Source organism: Cohnella rhizosphaerae, assembly GCF_029525575.1.
Taxonomy (GTDB): Bacteria; Bacillota; Bacilli; order Paenibacillales; family Paenibacillaceae; genus Cohnella; species Cohnella rhizosphaerae.
Window position 1 is genome coordinate 78,993 of record NZ_JAPDIA010000008.1, and the last position, 15,663, is coordinate 94,655.

Genomic DNA, 15,663 nt, shown 5'->3' on the forward strand with positions numbered 1-15,663 from the left:
TAAGCGATCGTGCGGAGGTCTCATCCGAATGTCCTATTCTCGTGTTCAATCCAAGCAAAAAGCCAAGCGGAAGCGCCGTTGGCCTGTCGTCGCCATCGCGGCGCTTGCCGTACTGCTGATCGCGGCCGTGGGCGTATACGCGGCGATCGTCGCAGGCAACGGAGACGGCGGCGAGGCGCTGCCGCCCGTCGCTTCGGCCTCGTCATCCGCCTCTTCGTCAGCCTCCGCGACTCCAGATTCGAACGAGGCCGAGCCCACGGCTTCCCCCGTTGTATCCGAACAACCTGAGGAGACGCCCGAGCCCTCCTCCTCGGCGGAACCGGATGTCGAAGTGAAGGGGAGCGAAGCGCCCGCGGGCGATAGCGCGTCCGAGCAGCCCTCCCCTTCCGTCCAAGTACCCGCGGCTACGCCCGAAGCGGGAACGGCGGGCGATCCGGGCGATTCGGCGCCATCCGGCGCATCCGTCACGCTTGCTTTTGTCGGCGACATCTTGCCGGCGTCGACCGTCGGCGCATTGATCGAAAAAAACGGCGTGGACTATCCGTTCAAGCTGGCGAAGCCGCTGCTGGAATCGGCCGATATCGCCGCCGGCAACCTGGAGGCGCCGATCACGACGCGGGGCACGCCGGCGCAGAACAAGCAGTTCGTATTCAAGGGCAAGCCCGAATACTTGGCCGGACTCAAAAATGCCGGCTTCGACGTCGTCAGCCTCGCGAACAACCATACGCTCGACCAGGGCTGGGAAGGCCTGAGCGACACGATGGACGCGCTTGACGATATCAAGCTCAAGCATATGGGATCGGGCGCGGACGACAAAGAGGCGTTCGAGCCCGTCTATTTCGAGCATACTGGCATAACGGTCGCCTATATCGGCGTATCGAACGTCGTGCCGGAAGGCTCGTGGAAGGCGGGACCCGATCATCCGGGCGTCGCCGAGACGTACGATACGACCCGGGCCGTGGCGGCAGTCAAGAAGGCGAGCGAGCTCGCCAATATCGTCGTCGTGATGGTTCATTGGGGCAACGAACGGGCGGACACGCCCAAAAAGGCGCAATTCAACGTCGGCCATACGCTGATCGACGCGGGCGCCGACCTGATCATCGGCAGCCATCCCCACGTGCTGCAAGGCTTTGAAGCCTATAAGGGCAAGTGGATCGCGTACAGCTTGGGCAACTTCGTCTTTACGACGAAGCAGGATTATTCCAAGACGCAGGATACCGGCGTGCTGACCGCCACGTGCGCAGCGGACGGCAAATGCCGGCTGAAGTTCGATCCGATGTACGCCAAGGCCTCGCAGCCCGGACCGATGGAGCCCGAGCAAGCCTCAGCGCTGCTGGCCCGGCTGAACAAGGTCTCGTACGGCGCATCCGTAGATTCGAAAGGCCGCATTACGGCAAAATAGAAGGAGAAGGAAAGAAAGGACGAATCGGATGAATGTGACGGAAAAGGCAGCCTTGCACCCGTGCGTCGCGCATCGGGGGTGGTCCGGGGCGGCCCCGGAAAATACGATGGCCGCGTTTAGGCTGGCGCTCAGCGAACCGGCGGTCGAATGGATCGAGCTGGACGTCCATCTGTCGAAGGACGAGATTCCCGTCGTGATTCACGACGCGTCGCTCAAACGGACGACCGGCGTCAAGGCGAGGGTGAGGGACAAGACCGCGGCCGAGTTGGCCGCTCTCGATGCCGGCGGCTGGTTCCACCGCATGTACGCGGGCGAAGGAATTCCGACGCTGTCGCAAGTGTTGGAGCTCACTCGCGGGAGATGCAGGCTCAACATCGAGCTGAAGGACGGCGAGCCCGACAGGGACTTGCTCGCCCGCAAGGTCGGCGAGCTGCTGCAATCGCAGGGACGGGAAGCGGATTCGATCTTGACGTCTTTCGATCATGCGCTGCTGCTTGCCGCGAGGCGCCATGCGCCGCGCACGCGAACCGGCCTCATCCTCGACAAGCGTCCGTCCAACATCGCGGCCGTCCTCGATTCGCTTGGCGCCACGATACTTTCGATCAATTACAAATACGTCAATGTCGCATTGCTCGCGCAGACCGAAGCCGCCGGCATCGATGTGATGGCCTGGACGGTCAACGAGCAGCGGGAGCTGAACAAGCTGGCGGTCTATTCGCAATCGTTTCAACTTTGCACGAACTATCCGGACCGTTGGCTTGCGGCCGTCAGATGAAGGAGACAACAGCATGACCAAACCTCAGGCAGTCGATTGCCGTAATCTATTTTGCGTCGGGCGCAATTACCGTCTGCATGCCGCTGAGCTGGGCAACGCGGTTCCCGCTTCCCCGATGATTTTCGCGAAACCTTCGCATGCCGTCGTCAGGCTGGACGGCGCCGACGTTCAACTGCCGAGAGGGCGCGGGGCAGTGCATTATGAAGCCGAGCTGGTCTTTTTCGCCAGCAGGACCTACGAACCGGGCATCGCGCCGCACGAGCTGTATACGCACTTTACGGTCGGTCTCGACCTGACGCTGCGCGACGTACAGGACGAATTGAAGGCGAAGGGCTACCCTTGGCTCGCGGCCAAAGGCTTCCGCCATTCGGCGCCGCTCGGCGACTGGCTGCCTTATGGCGCGGATGCGGAGAAGCGGGGGCGGACGTTCGCCATGCGGTTGAACGGCAAGGAAGTTCAGCGAGGCGACGCGAACGACATGGTGTTCGATCTTGCTGCGCTGACCGCTCACGTCGGCGACCTGTACGGGATCGGCCCGGGCGATTTGCTCTTCACGGGGACGCCGGCGGGCGTCGGCAGTTTATCCGATGGCGACGCGATCGAGCTTCTTTGGGGCGACGACGCCGTCGGGACGGGGACGTTTCGATTCCGTTAGAGTTTCGATTCCGGTAGACCTGAAATGCAGCTTCACGAAAGGACGCGATATGGGATGCGTGCCGGATGCCGGCGCGTCCTGTCGCGTCCTTTTTGGCTATCAATGAACGACTATCGGATTGTATCCCCCCCTTTAGGGGTTTGACGTCCTTACATACCGGTCGATTCCTTTTACAATGAAGAAGATAAAAGCAAGCCAAACCAATCTTTGGGAGGGTCAACGAGTGAAAAAGAAACTGACTTCCGTATTGGCCGCATCGGTCGCCATGTCCGCCGTGCTGGCAGGCTGCGGCGGCAACAACGACAATGGCGGCGCCGCGTCTCCTTCGGCAAGCGAATCCGCGAGCCCCAGCGCTTCCGCCTCGGCTTCCGCATCCCCGTCCGCCAGCGCCTCCGAGCCGCCGAAGGTCGAGAACTTCACGGTTTCCCTCCGTCACATCCAGATCGGCGAGCCGCAGAAGTTCCGCAAGGCGATCCTCGACGACGTCGTCAAAAAGACGGAAAGCGAAGTGCCGGGGCTGAAGTTCGAGCTGGACGGCGTCGAAGACAGCGTCAATCGCTTCACGAAGCTGCCGGCCGAGATGGCCGCAGGCAACCCGCCAAAGGTATTCTCTTTGTTCGGCGGCGCAGGCGACGCGCAGAAATACGCCAAAGCCGGACGGCTGCTCGACCTGACACCGATCCTGGATGAGCTGGGCATCAAAGACAAGTTCCTGAACGTCCTCGACTCTTTCTCCGTGGACGGCAAGGTGTACGGACTGCCGATCGGCGGCAACACCGAAGGCATTTTCTACAATACCGAGCTGTTCGCGAAATACAACCTGAATCCGCCGACGACTTGGGACGATCTCATCAAAGCGGCCGACACGCTGGCGCAGAACAAGATTACCCCGTTCGCCGTCGGCTCCAAGGGCGCCTGGGTGCCCAATATGCTCGTGAACACGCTCATCGGCCGCGTCGCGGGCGAAGCCGCCATCCCGGGCTTCAAGTCCGGCGAAGCCAAATGGAACGCCCCAGACGTCGTGGCCGCCTATCAGCTTTACGCGGATTGGGAGAAGAAAGGCTACTTCACCAAAGGCGAGCTCGGCAAGGAGTACGGCGACATGCTGAACGACTTCGTCGCAGGCAAAGCCGGCATGATGTTCGACGGCTCCTGGCGCAACTCGGCCTTTAAGAACGACGCGGTCGGCGCCGCGATCGCGGGCAAAGTCGCTTACGTGGCGCTCCCGGCCGTTCCGAACGGCAAAGGCGATCAAACGGCAGTCAACGCCAACTACGGCGAAGGCTACGGCTTCTCCGCCGACCTGAACGACAACGAGCTCGCCGCCGTCAAGGCGTTCATTAAAAACATGTATTCCGACGAAATGCAGCTTCGCGGCCTGCTCGAGGACGGCGTCCTGCCATCGATGCAGCTGTCCGACGCTTCGATCTCGCAAGTGACGGACCCGCTGCTCAAGCAAGTGCTCGACGTACTGAAGTCCGCCGGCAAGACGTTCCCGCACTTTGACTCGGTCGTGCAGTCCAAGGTGTACACCGAGACCGAGACGCAGCTGCAAAAGCTTATCGCAGGCAAAGCGACGCCGCAGCAAGTCGGCGACGCCATCCAAAAAGTGCAAGACGCCGAAAACGCCGCCGCGAAATAAGCCGCCGGCGGAAGCGATCGAGAAGCGCAGCCCGTTCAGCGCGGGCGGCGCTTTCTCTATATCTTCGAAGACGGCCGGGGAGGATGCAAAAATGAAAACGACGCTAAAAAATCCCTATGTCTACATGCTGTTCGTCGTGCCTACGGTCGCGATGTACTTCCTTTTCTTTATTTATCCGACGATCACGTCGTTCGTGTTCGGCTTCACCGATTGGGACGGGCTGAACGCCAGACAGTTCATCGGCCTGGACAACTTCGCGAACGCCTTCAAGGACGCCGAATTTCGCAGTTCCATCTGGAACAACCTTATCATTCTGTTGTTTTCCTGCTGCATTCAGGTGCCGCTCATCATCGTTTTTTTCGCTGCTGATCAGCAACGTCAAGCGATTCCAAGGATTTTACAAAACGACGGTATTCATGCCCTCGATCCTGTCGACTTCGATCATCGGGATTCTTTGGGGCTACATTTACGATCCGGACGTGGGCTTGCTCAATAACTTTTTGAGCCTGTTCGGCATCGATCCGATCTACTGGCTGGCCGAGCCCAAGTGGGCGATGTTCTCGATTCTGCTGACGAACGCCTGGCAGTGGATGGGCTTTTATATCGTTCTTATCCTGGCCGCGATCCTCGGCATTCCCAAAGAAATCGACGAGGCAGCCATGATCGACGGGGCGACCGGCGTCCAACGCGCCTGGTACCTGACCGTGCCGCTGATCCGGCCGATCGTCAACGTCGTCATCATGCTGTCGATCGCGGGCGCGCTGCGCGTCGTCGACATCGTCCTCGTCATGACGGGCGGCGGACCCGCAGGCAGCACCGAGGTCATGGCCTCCTACATGGTCAACAAAGCGATCAAGTACGGCGATTACGGCTACGGCTCCGCGCTATCCATCATCATTTTCGTCATCGCGCTCATTCTGACCGCGCTGTATCAGCTGCTCATCGCGAGAAGACAAGAAAGGATTGAGTACTGATGCCGGTTGCCGTCAAAAAAAACCATCCCGCACTTCTTCATGATCGTTTACGTCGTCATCATTCTCGTGCCGTTCCTGTTCGTGCTGTTTTCCTCGCTCAAGGCCAACAATACGGAGATCGCGCTGCACCCTTTCGGCCTGCCGAAAACCTGGGTTTTCGAAAACTACAAGGAAGCCTGGGTAAAGGCGAAAATCAGCGTCTACTTTTTCAACAGCCTGTACCTGGCCGCGAGCGCGGCCATCGTCGGCGTACTCCTGTCCGCCGCCACGGCATTCGCCATGGCGCGCATGAAGCTGACGCGGATCAGCAAATGGATCTATCAGCTCGTGCTGGTCGGCATGCTCATTCCCGGCAACGTACTGTTTATCGCGCAATACTTCCTCGTCCGCGATCTTCATATTCTCGATACGCATTGGGCGCTGTTCCTGCCTTACACGGCAGGCGCGCTGCCGTTCAGCGTATTGCTGCTCGTCGCCTTCATGCACAACATCCCGCACGAGCTGGAGGAGGCCGCGACGATCGACGGCATGGGCGCGATCCGCATGTTTTGGAAGATCATTCTGCCGCTTACGATTCCGGCCCTCGTCACCGTTTTTATCGTAAACTTCCTGGGCAACTGGAACGAGTACCTGCTCGCCAACTTCTTCATCAGCCGCGACGCGCTCCGCACGCTGCCGACGGGCATGGTCGGCTTCCGAGACGCCTTCCAGACCAACTACGCGCTCGTCTGCACGGGCATCGTGTTCAGCGTGCTGCCCGTGCTGCTCCTGTATTCGTTCCTGCAGCGGCAAATTATCGAAGGGCTGACCGCGGGAAGCGTCAAGGGCTAAGCTTGAATCGGCTCATTTCGGCTCTCTTCCAAAGCGTTCTGGATTTGCCTTCCGCCTCTCGGCTATGACAAAATGGAGGGATGGAGGTGAGCCGACATGGCGATTTCAAACAAAGTTTATGCCATGCCGCCGGTCGTCGACGCGAATTCGCGGCTTCTTTTTCTGGGCAGCATGCCGGGGACCGCTTCGCTCGCCGCGAGCCGTTATTACGGGCATGCCCGCAACCACTTTTGGCCGATCCTCTACAGACTCCACGGCGCAGGCGTGCCGGACGCGTCTTATGAGGATCGGCTTCGTTTTGCGCTGGCGCACGGCTGCGCGCTCTGGGATACGATCGCTTCGTGCGAACGGAAAGGGAGTCTGGATGCCGATATAAGGGAGGCCGTGCCTACGGATATTCCCGGCCTGCTGCGGGCGTATCCGGGCATCGAGGTCATCGTTTGCAACGGAGGGAAATCATACGAAACGCTGGACAGGCACCACGGCATGCATCCGGAGGTACTGCGGCGCGCCGTGCTCAAGGTTCCGTCGTCGAGTCCGATTCCGACGCGGCAGCACAAGGGGCTCGAGGAGAAGGCCGCGGCTTGGCTCGCGGCGCTGTCGCCGTTCGTCAAGCCGCGGGGAGATGCGCAAGGCGGTTAACCGGCTTCTTCGTTCAATCCGTCGTTCAGACGGTCGCGGATGTCTACCAGTTCGTCCAGCTTATCGAAAAAAACGTCTACGACGGCGGGATCGAAGTGCCTTCCCCGCTCCTCGCGAAACAGCTTCTCGATGCGTTCGAGCGGCCAGGCGGCCTTGTATACGCGCTCCGCGCTAAGCGCGTCGAACACGTCGGCCACGGCGGTGATCCGCCCGAAAATGTGGATGTCCTCGCCGGCGAGCCCGTGCGGATAGCCACTGCCGTCCCACTTCTCGTGGTGCTGCTCGGCGATGATCGCGGCCGCGGCGAGCAGTTCGCGGCGCGAGCCTTTGAGCAGCTGGTGGCCGACCCGGGTGTGCGACTTGATTATGTCGTATTCTTCGTCGGTCAGCTTGCCCGGCTTGTTCAGCACGGCGTCGGGAATCGCGACCTTGCCGATGTCGTGCATCGGCGACACGTCGCGCAGCGTCTCGGCCTCGCGATCGGACAGCCCGTACGCCTTCGCCAGCACGTACGAATATTCGGCGACGCGCCGCACGTGGTTGCCCGTCTCCTTGGACCGGATCTCGCCGATCTCGCCCATCGTGGAGATGATCTCGCGCTGCGTGTCCGCGATCTCCTGGTGCAGCATGACCGACTCGAGCGATTTGCCCGCGTAAGAGGCGGCGAGCGAGAGCAGGTTCATGTCGTAGTCCGTGAACTTGCCGGCTTCGGTCATCTTGTTGATCGCCTGATAGGCGCCGATCGTCTCGCCGTCGTTGTTCCTGAACGGGATCGTGATGATCGACTTCGTCTGGTACCCCGTCTTGCGATCGTTTTCCGCGTTGTGGCGCGGATCGTGGCGGGCGTCCTCGATGATGACCGGCTCGCCGGTCGCGATAGCGTGCCCGACGAGGCCCGAACCGATCGGGATCCGGATCTCCCTGACGCCATGCGCGACGGTCGTGTACAATTCGCCGCTCGATTCGTCGATGAGCCATACGGTGCAGCGGTCGGCCAGGATCATCTCGCGGCCCATGTTGGCCATCAGCACGAGCACCTTGTCCAGCTTGGATTCGCTCGAGATCTTGGCCATATATTCGAATATAATGGTCAGCAATTGTTCGGACGTCAAGTCCTTCCGCAGCATCCTATCCCTCTCCCCGTCAACATTCCGTGTATCTATTCGTGTCGATAGCGCTCGATTCCTGCCGAGTTATGGTTCGGCAGTATAAAAAAAAGAACACCCGCGAAAGGCGGGCGTTCTAAAGTCGCATATGGTTTAGGTCTTATTTCTCTGTTAATTGCTCCATTTGCTCGATCAGGCTTTCGAACACGCTCAGCGCCTGCTCGATCGGGGCGGGGGTCGACATGTCCACGCCCGCTTTTTTCAGAATGTTGATCGAGTAGTCGCTGCCGCCGCTCTTCAGAAAACCGAGATAGCGGTCGACGGCGGGCTGTCCTTCGCTCAGGATCTGCTTCGCGAAGCTGGTCGCCGCCGAGAAGCCGGTCGCGTACTTGTACACGTAGAAGCTCGTGTAGAAGTGGGGGATGCGCGCCCATTCCATCGCGATATCCTTGTCGACGACCATGTCTGTGCCGTAATACTTGACGTTCAGGTCGTAGTAGATCGCCGACAGCGCTTCGGGCGTGAGCGATTCGCCGCTCTCGGCCTTCGCATGGACGATTTTCTCGAACTCGGCGAACATCGTCTGGCGGAACACGGTCGTGCGGAACTGATCCGCGTAGTACGTGAGCAAGTACATTTTTTCCTTCGGGTCCTTCGACTTGTCGAGCAGGTAATCCATGAGCAGCGCTTCGTTCAACGTCGAGGCGACTTCCGCGAGGAAGATCGTGTACTGCGCGTCGCGGTATTCGTTGCTCTCGTCGGAGTAGTACGAATGCAGCGCGTGTCCCATCTCGTGCGCGAGGGTGAACATGCTGTTCAGATTGTCCTTGTGGTTGAGCAGCACGTACGGGTGGGTGCCGTAAGCGCCCCAGCTGTAAGCGCCGCTGCGTTTGCCCTCGTTCTCGTAGACGTCGATCCAGCCTTTGTCGAAGCCCTCCTGCAGCACCTTGCGATAGTCGTCTCCGAGCGGCTTCAGGCTGTCGTATACGGTCTTTTTTGGCGTCCTCGTAGCCGATGTCCATGTCGAACGCTTCGACGAGCGGCGCGAACAGGTCGTACATATGAAGCTCGTCGACCTTCAGCAGCTTTTTGCGCAGCGCCATGTAGCGGTGCATGAGCGGCAGATGGTCGTGGATCGTCGAGATCAGGTTGTCGTAGACGCTCGCCGGGATGTTGTCGCCGAAGAGGGACATCTCGAGGGCGGACGGATAATGGCGGGCGTGCGCGTAAAACAGGTTTTTGGTCACGTTCGCGTTCAGCGTCGCGGCGAGCGTGTTGCGCCATTTGCCGTACGTGTCGTATACCGCCTTGAAGGCCGCCTCGCGCACGCCGCGGTCGCGGCTTTCGAGGAACTGGATGTACCGGCCGTGCGTCAGTTCGATTTCCTCGCCTTTTTCGTTTTTCACCTTCGGGAATTTCATGTCGGCGTTGTTCAGCATGCCGAAGATCGTGTTCGGCGCCTGGGACAGGTTGCCGACCTGGGCGAGCAGCGACTCCTCGCTCTTCGTGAGCGTATGCGGCTTGCGCCGCAGCATCTCCTCGAGCGTGCGCCGGTATGTAGGCTTGAGCGAAGGATCCGCGATGATCGCCTTGAGCGTCTCCTCGGACAAGCTCAAAATCTCCGGCGTAATATAGGAAGTCGCTTCGCCGGCCTCGACGCTCAGCTTTTTGGCTTTTTCGGAGAGCGCCTGATACTTGGAGTCGGCCATGTCTTCATGACTGCGCATGTTCGCGTAGACGTAGAGGCGTTCGGCGAGCAGCGACAGCTCGTCGTCCTTGGCGAAGCAGGCGGAGATGGCGGCTGCGTCCTTCAGCTTGCCTTGATAGGACGCGATCTCGCCGATCTGCTCGCGCACCTGCGCGTATTCGCGGTCCCAGGCCGCCTGGTCCGGGTAAATGTCCTCCAGATGCCAGCGGTGTTCGGCGGGCACTTCGCCGCGTTTGAGCACTTCGTTCATCTTGGTTAGCCTCCTCGGTACGTTGGATTCGCTGCGGGCTTCGGCCTGCGCGATCGTCGTCTTGCTGCCGCCCCGATCGGCGGCTTCTCCGGCTTGCGCCTGCGCGCACGACGCGGACAGCATCGCGGCCGAGAGCAGGACGGCCAGCGGCTTCGCGGATATTTTCATCGGACGGACCTCCGTTTAGCAACGAATGGCAATCCGACGTAGTATATCCGGTCCCGGCCTGCTTCATGAGGCCGGCTTCAGGCGCTGCCCGCCGAGAAAAAGGCGTATACGATCAGAAAAAAAGCGAACGCCACGAGCACGAGCGAGACGGTCGCGAGACCTCTGCGAAGCTTGGCCGGCACGTGGTCGCGCTGCCAGATGAGCACGGCTGCGAGCCCGAATGCCGCGATGGCGTAGATCAGCGTGGCGCTGTAATCCATAAAGGTCGCGTCCTCCTTTCCCGGCGGCCGGCGATTGCCGGCGCTTAAACGTTTCGCAGGCTGTTCATCACTTCGGCCAGCTGCTGCTCTCCGCCCGGAAAGTCCTCCGCGACAAGGTGCCGCTCGGCCCAGTGCATCATCTCGGGGCGGCTGAGAAACTTGTGGCACTCCTCGCCCCATTGGTCCGATATCTGGCGCACGACGAGCGTCTTGCCCTGGACCTCCACGGTCAGCATGTTGTAATGGTCGTTTTTGTAAATAACGTGCTTGGCGAACATGGTTAACGCCTCCCGTCCGGCAGCTCTTGTGCCGATTCTGATACGGCGAAGCCGTTATTCATGACTATAGAAGAGATGCGGGCAGAAATCAATGTCGGTCCGCGGCCCGACGGGAAAATCGTACGCAAGCAAAGGGTTGACAGCCGAAGTCGCCGATGGCAAAGTATCATTAACCCGAAGGGGTCGAACAGAGACGAGAAGAGCCGAGCTTGAAGAGACGAGAGGAGAAGAGATTAAAATGGAGAAAATGCCCGCATACCCTCAGGCGGGGGTCGCTTCGACATGCCGGTCGTACGAGGAATACGAGCGAATGTTCGGGATCGAGACCGGCAAGCTGACAGGACATCGCGTATTGGATGTGGCCGGCGGCGCATCCTCGTTTACGGCGCATCTGTGCGCGCAAGGGATCGACGCCTATGCGGCGGATCCCTTTTACGAAGGCGACCGGGAGGCAATCGTAGCCGCCGCGGTCAAGGAGATCGATACGTCCTCCGAAAAGATCGCCGCCATGGCGCATGTTTACGACTGGAGCTACTACGGATCGCCGGAGCGTCACAGGCGCATGCGCGAGGCGTCGCTCGAAGCGTTCGCCGCTCATTTTCGATCCGAAGCCGGCGGAGCAAAATATCGGGCTGCGTCTTTGCCGGATCTGCCGTTCGCGGACGGTTCGTTCTCGCTGGTCGTATGCAGCCATTTTTTATTTTTGTACGCGGACCGGTTCGGGGGAGGCGTTCCACGAAGCGGCGCTGCGCGAGCTGCTCCGTGCGACCAAGCCGGGCGGCGAGGTTCGAATCTATCCGCTCGTCACGCTGGCCTGGGAGCCGGTACCTTATCTGGATCGCTTGCTTCGGGCGCTGGCATCCGAGGCTGCGGCCTCGTTCGTTCCAAGCGGCCTGCCGTTCGTGCCGCGCGAGAGCCGCGTGCTGGCGCTCCGCAAAAAGGGCTAGCCGCAGCGACTCGATCCTTAGACAAAATGAGACATAAAATTCACATATTGCGTCTTGACAAGGATTCGGCTATAATAATGTCATTCGCCGATTTACGGCGAGATTTTAGGAGGTTTTTCATTTGAGAGGAACAGTTAAGTGGTTTAACGCAGAGAAGGGCTACGGCTTCATCTCGGTCGAAGAAGGCAACGACGTGTTCGTTCACTTCTCCGCCATTCAAGGCGACGGCTTCAAGACTTTGGACGAAGGTCAAGCAGTAGAATTCGAGATCACCGACGGCAACCGCGGACCGCAAGCATCCAACGTCGTTAAGCTGTAAGCACCGCCCGCGCGGCCGCTCACTATAGCACGACAGTCTATCGAAGAGCCTCCGGCGCTGCCGGGGGTTCTTTTTTTGATAAGGCAAGTATAAAATCGACAATTAACGCCCTTCAGCGCCTTTTGGCGCGGAATACACCACAGTCCCGACAGATAACGCTGTACAGCGCCTTTGCGGCCCAGAATACGGCGCAGTCCGTAAAGGAACGATGTACTGCACCTCTTGACCCGGAATACGCCTTAGTCCCGACAAGTAACGATATACAGGGCTTCTTGACCCGGAATACGCCTTAGTCCCGACCAGATATCTCTGGATAACACAGGCTTTTCAGCCGAATGGAAGAGCCGGGACGGAAACGCCTGACCATCCTTAGCAGGCATTCGAAGTTCATCCCTCGCACAGGAAGATTGCGAACAGGGGCGGCGGCGTCCAATCTCCCCCGATGGCTTCACTTGCTAACCTAATGGTGACGATAGGCGGCAAGGTAATGGGGAGATGCGAATGAGAACTGCGGGAGTAACCGAAGGCAACCGAGCGAACATACCGGACTCAGATGGACTCAGATGACGCTATTTCGTAAAAAACGGTGCAATTGCGATCATTGCGGACTGGAGAGTCGTTATCCGCAGAAATTTTGCAAAGACTCGAGTGAGGTAGGAAAAGGAGGGGAATTTTACAAAAGAAAGAGGCTCCTGTAACGTAGAGTTTACGACAACACCTACGGTAAGGAGACCTCTTGAATACAATCGTAAGCAATGAAAGGGTTGTTCGTCAAGTTTTAGGGGTGTTGGGACAGCACAATACCGCTTTAAAGAGCGATGCCTATGCGAAAAAGCTCTTTGCTTGGAACACAACGCTTCTCTATCTGGAAGGGATCCTGCAGAAGCGAAATGCCGTGGGTGAGATTGCGCAACACTTATCCAGTACACCCTGGATGCAGAAATGGACGAACCTTTCGTCAATCGACGGTTCAGCGCTCAACCGCAGGTTGCGTCAGCTGTCAACCGATGTGCTGAAACAGACGTATACGGACTTGGTGGCGCGGTATGCTCAAACCTTCGGACTGCCACGTCCGCTGAAGCATTTTGGTCCGCTGGCTGCCGTAGATGCGACTGTCCTCACGTTGGGAAAAGTCCGCGGCGAGTGGGCTTACCAGCAAAAGGGCCACAACGCCGTTAAAATGCACGTCAGCTTGGACCTGACCGGCGAAAAAAGCGCAGTACCCAGCCGCGTGGTGCTATCGACAGCTTGTGTGGCCGACCTGGACGCGGAAGTGACCGGAGCCCTAGTGACGCGCAGTGAAGCCACGCACCTACTGGACCGCGGCTATATCGACTACGGACAGTTCCTGCGTTGGAACCGGGAGAAGATTCGCTTTGTGGCACGGCTGAAGGCCAATAGTAAAGTGAAAGTCATCCTTCAAAAAGAGGATGTCGGCCCTTCCATCGAACAGGATGCACAGGTCGAGCTGACCGATTCGAAAACAGGTGAAACGGGAATTTTTCGGCTGGTGACTTATTCGTTCACGGATCAAAAAAGGAAAGTCGCACCGTGTACGGGCGCTCACCAATCGCTTCGACGTTTCGGCTGAGGATATCGCGCAGATGTATCGTTACCGGTGGAAGGTGGAACTTTTCTTTAAGTTTATGAAGCAACAGCTACGCCTGAAGAAACTGTACAGCACCAAAGAACAAGCCGTATGGAACCAAATCTACTTGAATCTCATCGCCTATTTGCTGGTGGAGCTATGGCGGCAAGGGCATGCACCGACGATGGATCGCGGCGAGTTCATCACCCTGCTCAGGGCGTATCTGAGAAAGCCGATGGAGGCCTTGCTCGCGGTGCTCCACCGCCCAAAGGAACGAACAAGCCGGGGACGGCGCAAAAAGGGAGGACGGCCGCGGATTCGCCCCAAGCGCTTGAAGCCGCAGCGCATCCTGTACAAGTAAGCGAACTACAACTAAATGAGGCATGACCAAATCTAAATTAAAAGTGGTGTTGTCGTAGCTTAGATGAGGCGGGGCTTTTTTTGCGCCTATTCGCATCTGCCACCCTCAAAATCGCCTTCATGGCGGCGACCATCTAACACCTTTCGCTTCTCAAGCGTGCCCTCAACTCTCCGGGGAGGAAGATGCGCTAGTAGATTGGCTACGAGCAGTACTTGTTTGCAAAATTTCTGCGTTATCCGCCCGAATTCAGTCAAAAAAGGTCTCTAATCCCGCAACAGAGGCTCCTGGGTCCGTGAGCGGGCCGCAAAGCGCGATAGCAACAAGAATAAGGGCTCCTCAGTCCGTAAGCATCACGCCATTGAGCAAATAAAGGCCGCAGGCGGCTTTTTTAATGTCTGTCGCTTAACTTCAAACAAACCAAAACCCCGGCTGCCTCGTCTATTATGACAAGGCGGCCGGGGTTTTCATGAAATGCTGCGCGGTATGTCGCCGTTTTAGCTTCGCGAAGGCAATGCGGCTTTGTGCACGACTTCGATCGTCCCGCCGCCCAGGCATGTCTCGCCATCGTAGAAGACGACGGCCTGTCCTGGCGTTATCGCCTTTTGCGGCGCGTCGAAGGCGACCTCGACCGTTCCGTCGGCCTGCGGCGTCAGCGTCACGCCCTGATCCGGCTGCCTGTAGCGGAACTTCGCCGTGCAGCGCAGCGGCGCTTCGGGCCGGGCGGGGGGCGATCCAGTTGACCTGTCCGGCGGTCAAGCCGTGCGAGTATAGAATCGGATCGCGCTCGCCCTGCACGACGTACAGCACGTTGCGCTCCAGGTCCTTATCCGCGACGAACCAAGGCTCGCCCGTGCCGGAGCCGCCGATGCCGAGGCCCTGACGCTGTCCGAGCGTGTAGTACATCAAGCCGTCGTGCCGTCCTTTGACCTCGCCGGTGGACGCGTCGACCATATCGCCCGGACGGGCGGGGAGGTACTGGCTTAAAAATGTCTTGAAGTTGCGCTCTCCGATGAAGCAGACGCCCGTACTGTCCTTTTTCTTGGCGGTCGCGAGGCCCGCGGCTTCGGCGATGCGCCGAACTTCGGGCTTCGGCAGGTGGCCGATCGGGAACATCGCGCGCGACAGCTGGTCCTGGTCGAGCGCGTGCAGAAGTAAGTCTGGTCCTTGCCGGCGTCGACGCCGCGCAGCAGCTTGTACTCGCCGTTCGCGAATTCGACGCGGGCATAGTGCCCCGTGGCGATGACGTCCGCGCCGAGGTCGAGCGCCTTTTGCAGAAATTCGCCGAACTTGATCTCGCGATTGCACATGACGTCGGGATTCGGCGTACGGCCTCTGCGATACTCGTCGAGGAAGTAAGCGAACACCTTGTCTTTGTATTCTTCTTCGAAATTGACGGTGTAATAGGGGATTCCGATCTGATCGCAGACGCGGCGCACGTCTTCGGCATCCATATCCGCGGTGCACACCCCGGATTCGTCGGTATCGTCCCAATTTTTCATGAACACGCCGATCACGTCGAAGCCCTGCTCCTTAAGCAGCAGCGCCGTGACCGAAGAGTCTACGCCGCCGGACATGCCGACGACGACGCGGATGTCCGCGGGGTTGGCAAACCTTGAATCTTTCATTATAATAATCACTCCTGCGCAAGCGAATGGGATCGGGCCGAACCGGCATTCCCCATTGTAGCACAAGTTCGCGGCATGCGCCGAGCGGGAACCCGCGGTCGAGCGCGGGCGAGGAAGATCGGTCGAAAAGAA

15 protein-coding genes and 3 pseudogenes are annotated in these 15,663 nt (G+C 59.1%); 12 read left to right on the forward strand and 6 right to left on the reverse strand.

Going from position 1 to position 15,663, the window contains the following annotated elements; translation table 11 throughout:
* Positions 1-28: 28 nt before the first annotated feature.
* The 7 genes and pseudogenes from OMP40_RS23595 to OMP40_RS23625 all read left to right on the forward strand — a co-directional run bounded on the left by OMP40_RS23595 (position 29) and on the right by OMP40_RS23625 (position 6,921).
* Positions 29-1,402, forward strand: a complete 1,374-nt coding sequence (locus tag OMP40_RS23595; protein WP_277535109.1) for a CapA family protein — start codon at positions 29-31, stop codon at positions 1,400-1,402.
* 28 nt (positions 1,403-1,430) lie between these two features.
* On the forward strand, positions 1,431-2,177 hold the full coding sequence (locus tag OMP40_RS23600; RefSeq protein ID WP_277535110.1) for a glycerophosphodiester phosphodiesterase: 747 nt from the start codon (positions 1,431-1,433) through the stop codon (positions 2,175-2,177).
* Positions 2,178-2,190: 13 nt separating this feature from the next.
* A complete protein-coding gene (locus OMP40_RS23605; protein ID WP_277535111.1) occupies positions 2,191-2,832 on the forward strand; it encodes a fumarylacetoacetate hydrolase family protein in 642 nt (213 codons plus the stop codon).
* A 223-nt stretch (positions 2,833-3,055) separates the two neighbouring features.
* A complete protein-coding gene (locus tag OMP40_RS23610; RefSeq protein WP_277535112.1) occupies positions 3,056-4,474 on the forward strand; it encodes an extracellular solute-binding protein in 1,419 nt (472 codons plus the stop codon).
* A gap of 91 nt (positions 4,475-4,565) precedes the next feature.
* Positions 4,566-5,448, forward strand: a pseudogene (locus OMP40_RS23615) (carbohydrate ABC transporter permease).
* A gap of 39 nt (positions 5,449-5,487) precedes the next feature.
* Complete coding sequence (locus tag OMP40_RS23620; RefSeq protein ID WP_420872074.1) at positions 5,488-6,279, forward strand: carbohydrate ABC transporter permease; 792 nt, start codon at positions 5,488-5,490, stop codon at positions 6,277-6,279.
* A gap of 96 nt (positions 6,280-6,375) precedes the next feature.
* Positions 6,376-6,921 (forward strand): DNA-deoxyinosine glycosylase, encoded by a 546-nt coding sequence (locus OMP40_RS23625; RefSeq protein WP_277535115.1) that lies wholly within the window; start codon positions 6,376-6,378, stop codon positions 6,919-6,921.
* Here the strand turns inward: OMP40_RS23625 and OMP40_RS23630 are convergent.
* Both OMP40_RS23630 and pepF read right to left on the reverse strand, forming a co-directional pair.
* Positions 6,918-8,048, reverse strand: a complete 1,131-nt coding sequence (locus OMP40_RS23630; RefSeq protein ID WP_277535116.1) for an HD-GYP domain-containing protein — start codon at positions 8,046-8,048, stop codon at positions 6,918-6,920. The two genes, OMP40_RS23625 and OMP40_RS23630, sit on opposite strands and share 4 nt — an antisense overlap.
* A gap of 139 nt (positions 8,049-8,187) precedes the next feature.
* Positions 8,188-9,985, reverse strand: a pseudogene (pepF, locus tag OMP40_RS23635) (oligoendopeptidase F).
* Between pepF and OMP40_RS23640 the strand changes: the two are divergent.
* The gene (locus OMP40_RS23640; protein WP_277538210.1) at positions 9,969-10,172 is read left to right on the forward strand and encodes a hypothetical protein; all 204 of its coding nucleotides are present in this window, start codon (positions 9,969-9,971) and stop codon (positions 10,170-10,172) included. The pseudogene pepF and the gene OMP40_RS23640 overlap by 17 nt on opposite strands.
* A gap of 58 nt (positions 10,173-10,230) precedes the next feature.
* On the opposite strand, the gene OMP40_RS23645 is transcribed toward OMP40_RS23640, so the two are convergent.
* Together OMP40_RS23645 and OMP40_RS23650 are read right to left on the reverse strand one after the other, a co-directional pair.
* A complete protein-coding gene (locus tag OMP40_RS23645; RefSeq protein ID WP_217598003.1) occupies positions 10,231-10,413 on the reverse strand; it encodes a hypothetical protein in 183 nt (60 codons plus the stop codon).
* Between the two features lie 44 nt (positions 10,414-10,457).
* On the reverse strand, positions 10,458-10,691 hold the full coding sequence (locus tag OMP40_RS23650) for a hypothetical protein (RefSeq protein WP_090114816.1): 234 nt from the start codon (positions 10,689-10,691) through the stop codon (positions 10,458-10,460).
* 515 nt (positions 10,692-11,206) lie between these two features.
* Between OMP40_RS23650 and OMP40_RS23655 the strand changes: the two genes are divergently transcribed.
* From OMP40_RS23655 to OMP40_RS23670, 4 genes are all read left to right on the forward strand, one after another.
* Complete coding sequence (locus OMP40_RS23655; protein WP_277535120.1) at positions 11,207-11,638, forward strand: hypothetical protein; 432 nt, start codon at positions 11,207-11,209, stop codon at positions 11,636-11,638.
* Between the two features lie 121 nt (positions 11,639-11,759).
* The gene (locus OMP40_RS23660) at positions 11,760-11,957 is read left to right on the forward strand and encodes a cold shock domain-containing protein (protein ID WP_277535122.1); all 198 of its coding nucleotides are present in this window, start codon (positions 11,760-11,762) and stop codon (positions 11,955-11,957) included.
* 736 nt (positions 11,958-12,693) lie between these two features.
* The gene (locus OMP40_RS23665; RefSeq protein WP_277529652.1) at positions 12,694-13,548 is read left to right on the forward strand and encodes a transposase; all 855 of its coding nucleotides are present in this window, start codon (positions 12,694-12,696) and stop codon (positions 13,546-13,548) included.
* Entirely contained in the window at positions 13,487-13,906 is a 420-nt protein-coding gene (locus OMP40_RS23670; protein ID WP_338131319.1) for a transposase, read from the forward strand. Before OMP40_RS23665 ends, OMP40_RS23670 begins: the two co-directional genes overlap by 62 nt.
* Before the next feature lie 441 nt (positions 13,907-14,347).
* Here the strand turns inward: OMP40_RS23670 and OMP40_RS43170 are convergent, their stop codons facing one another.
* On the reverse strand, positions 14,348-14,857 hold the full coding sequence (locus OMP40_RS43170; RefSeq protein WP_459076931.1) for a tRNA methyl transferase PRC-barrel domain-containing protein: 510 nt from the start codon (positions 14,855-14,857) through the stop codon (positions 14,348-14,350).
* A gap of 114 nt (positions 14,858-14,971) precedes the next feature.
* Positions 14,972-15,531: pseudogene (locus OMP40_RS23685) on the reverse strand (MnmA/TRMU family protein); the annotation flags it as partial.
* Positions 15,532-15,663 lie beyond the last annotated feature (132 nt).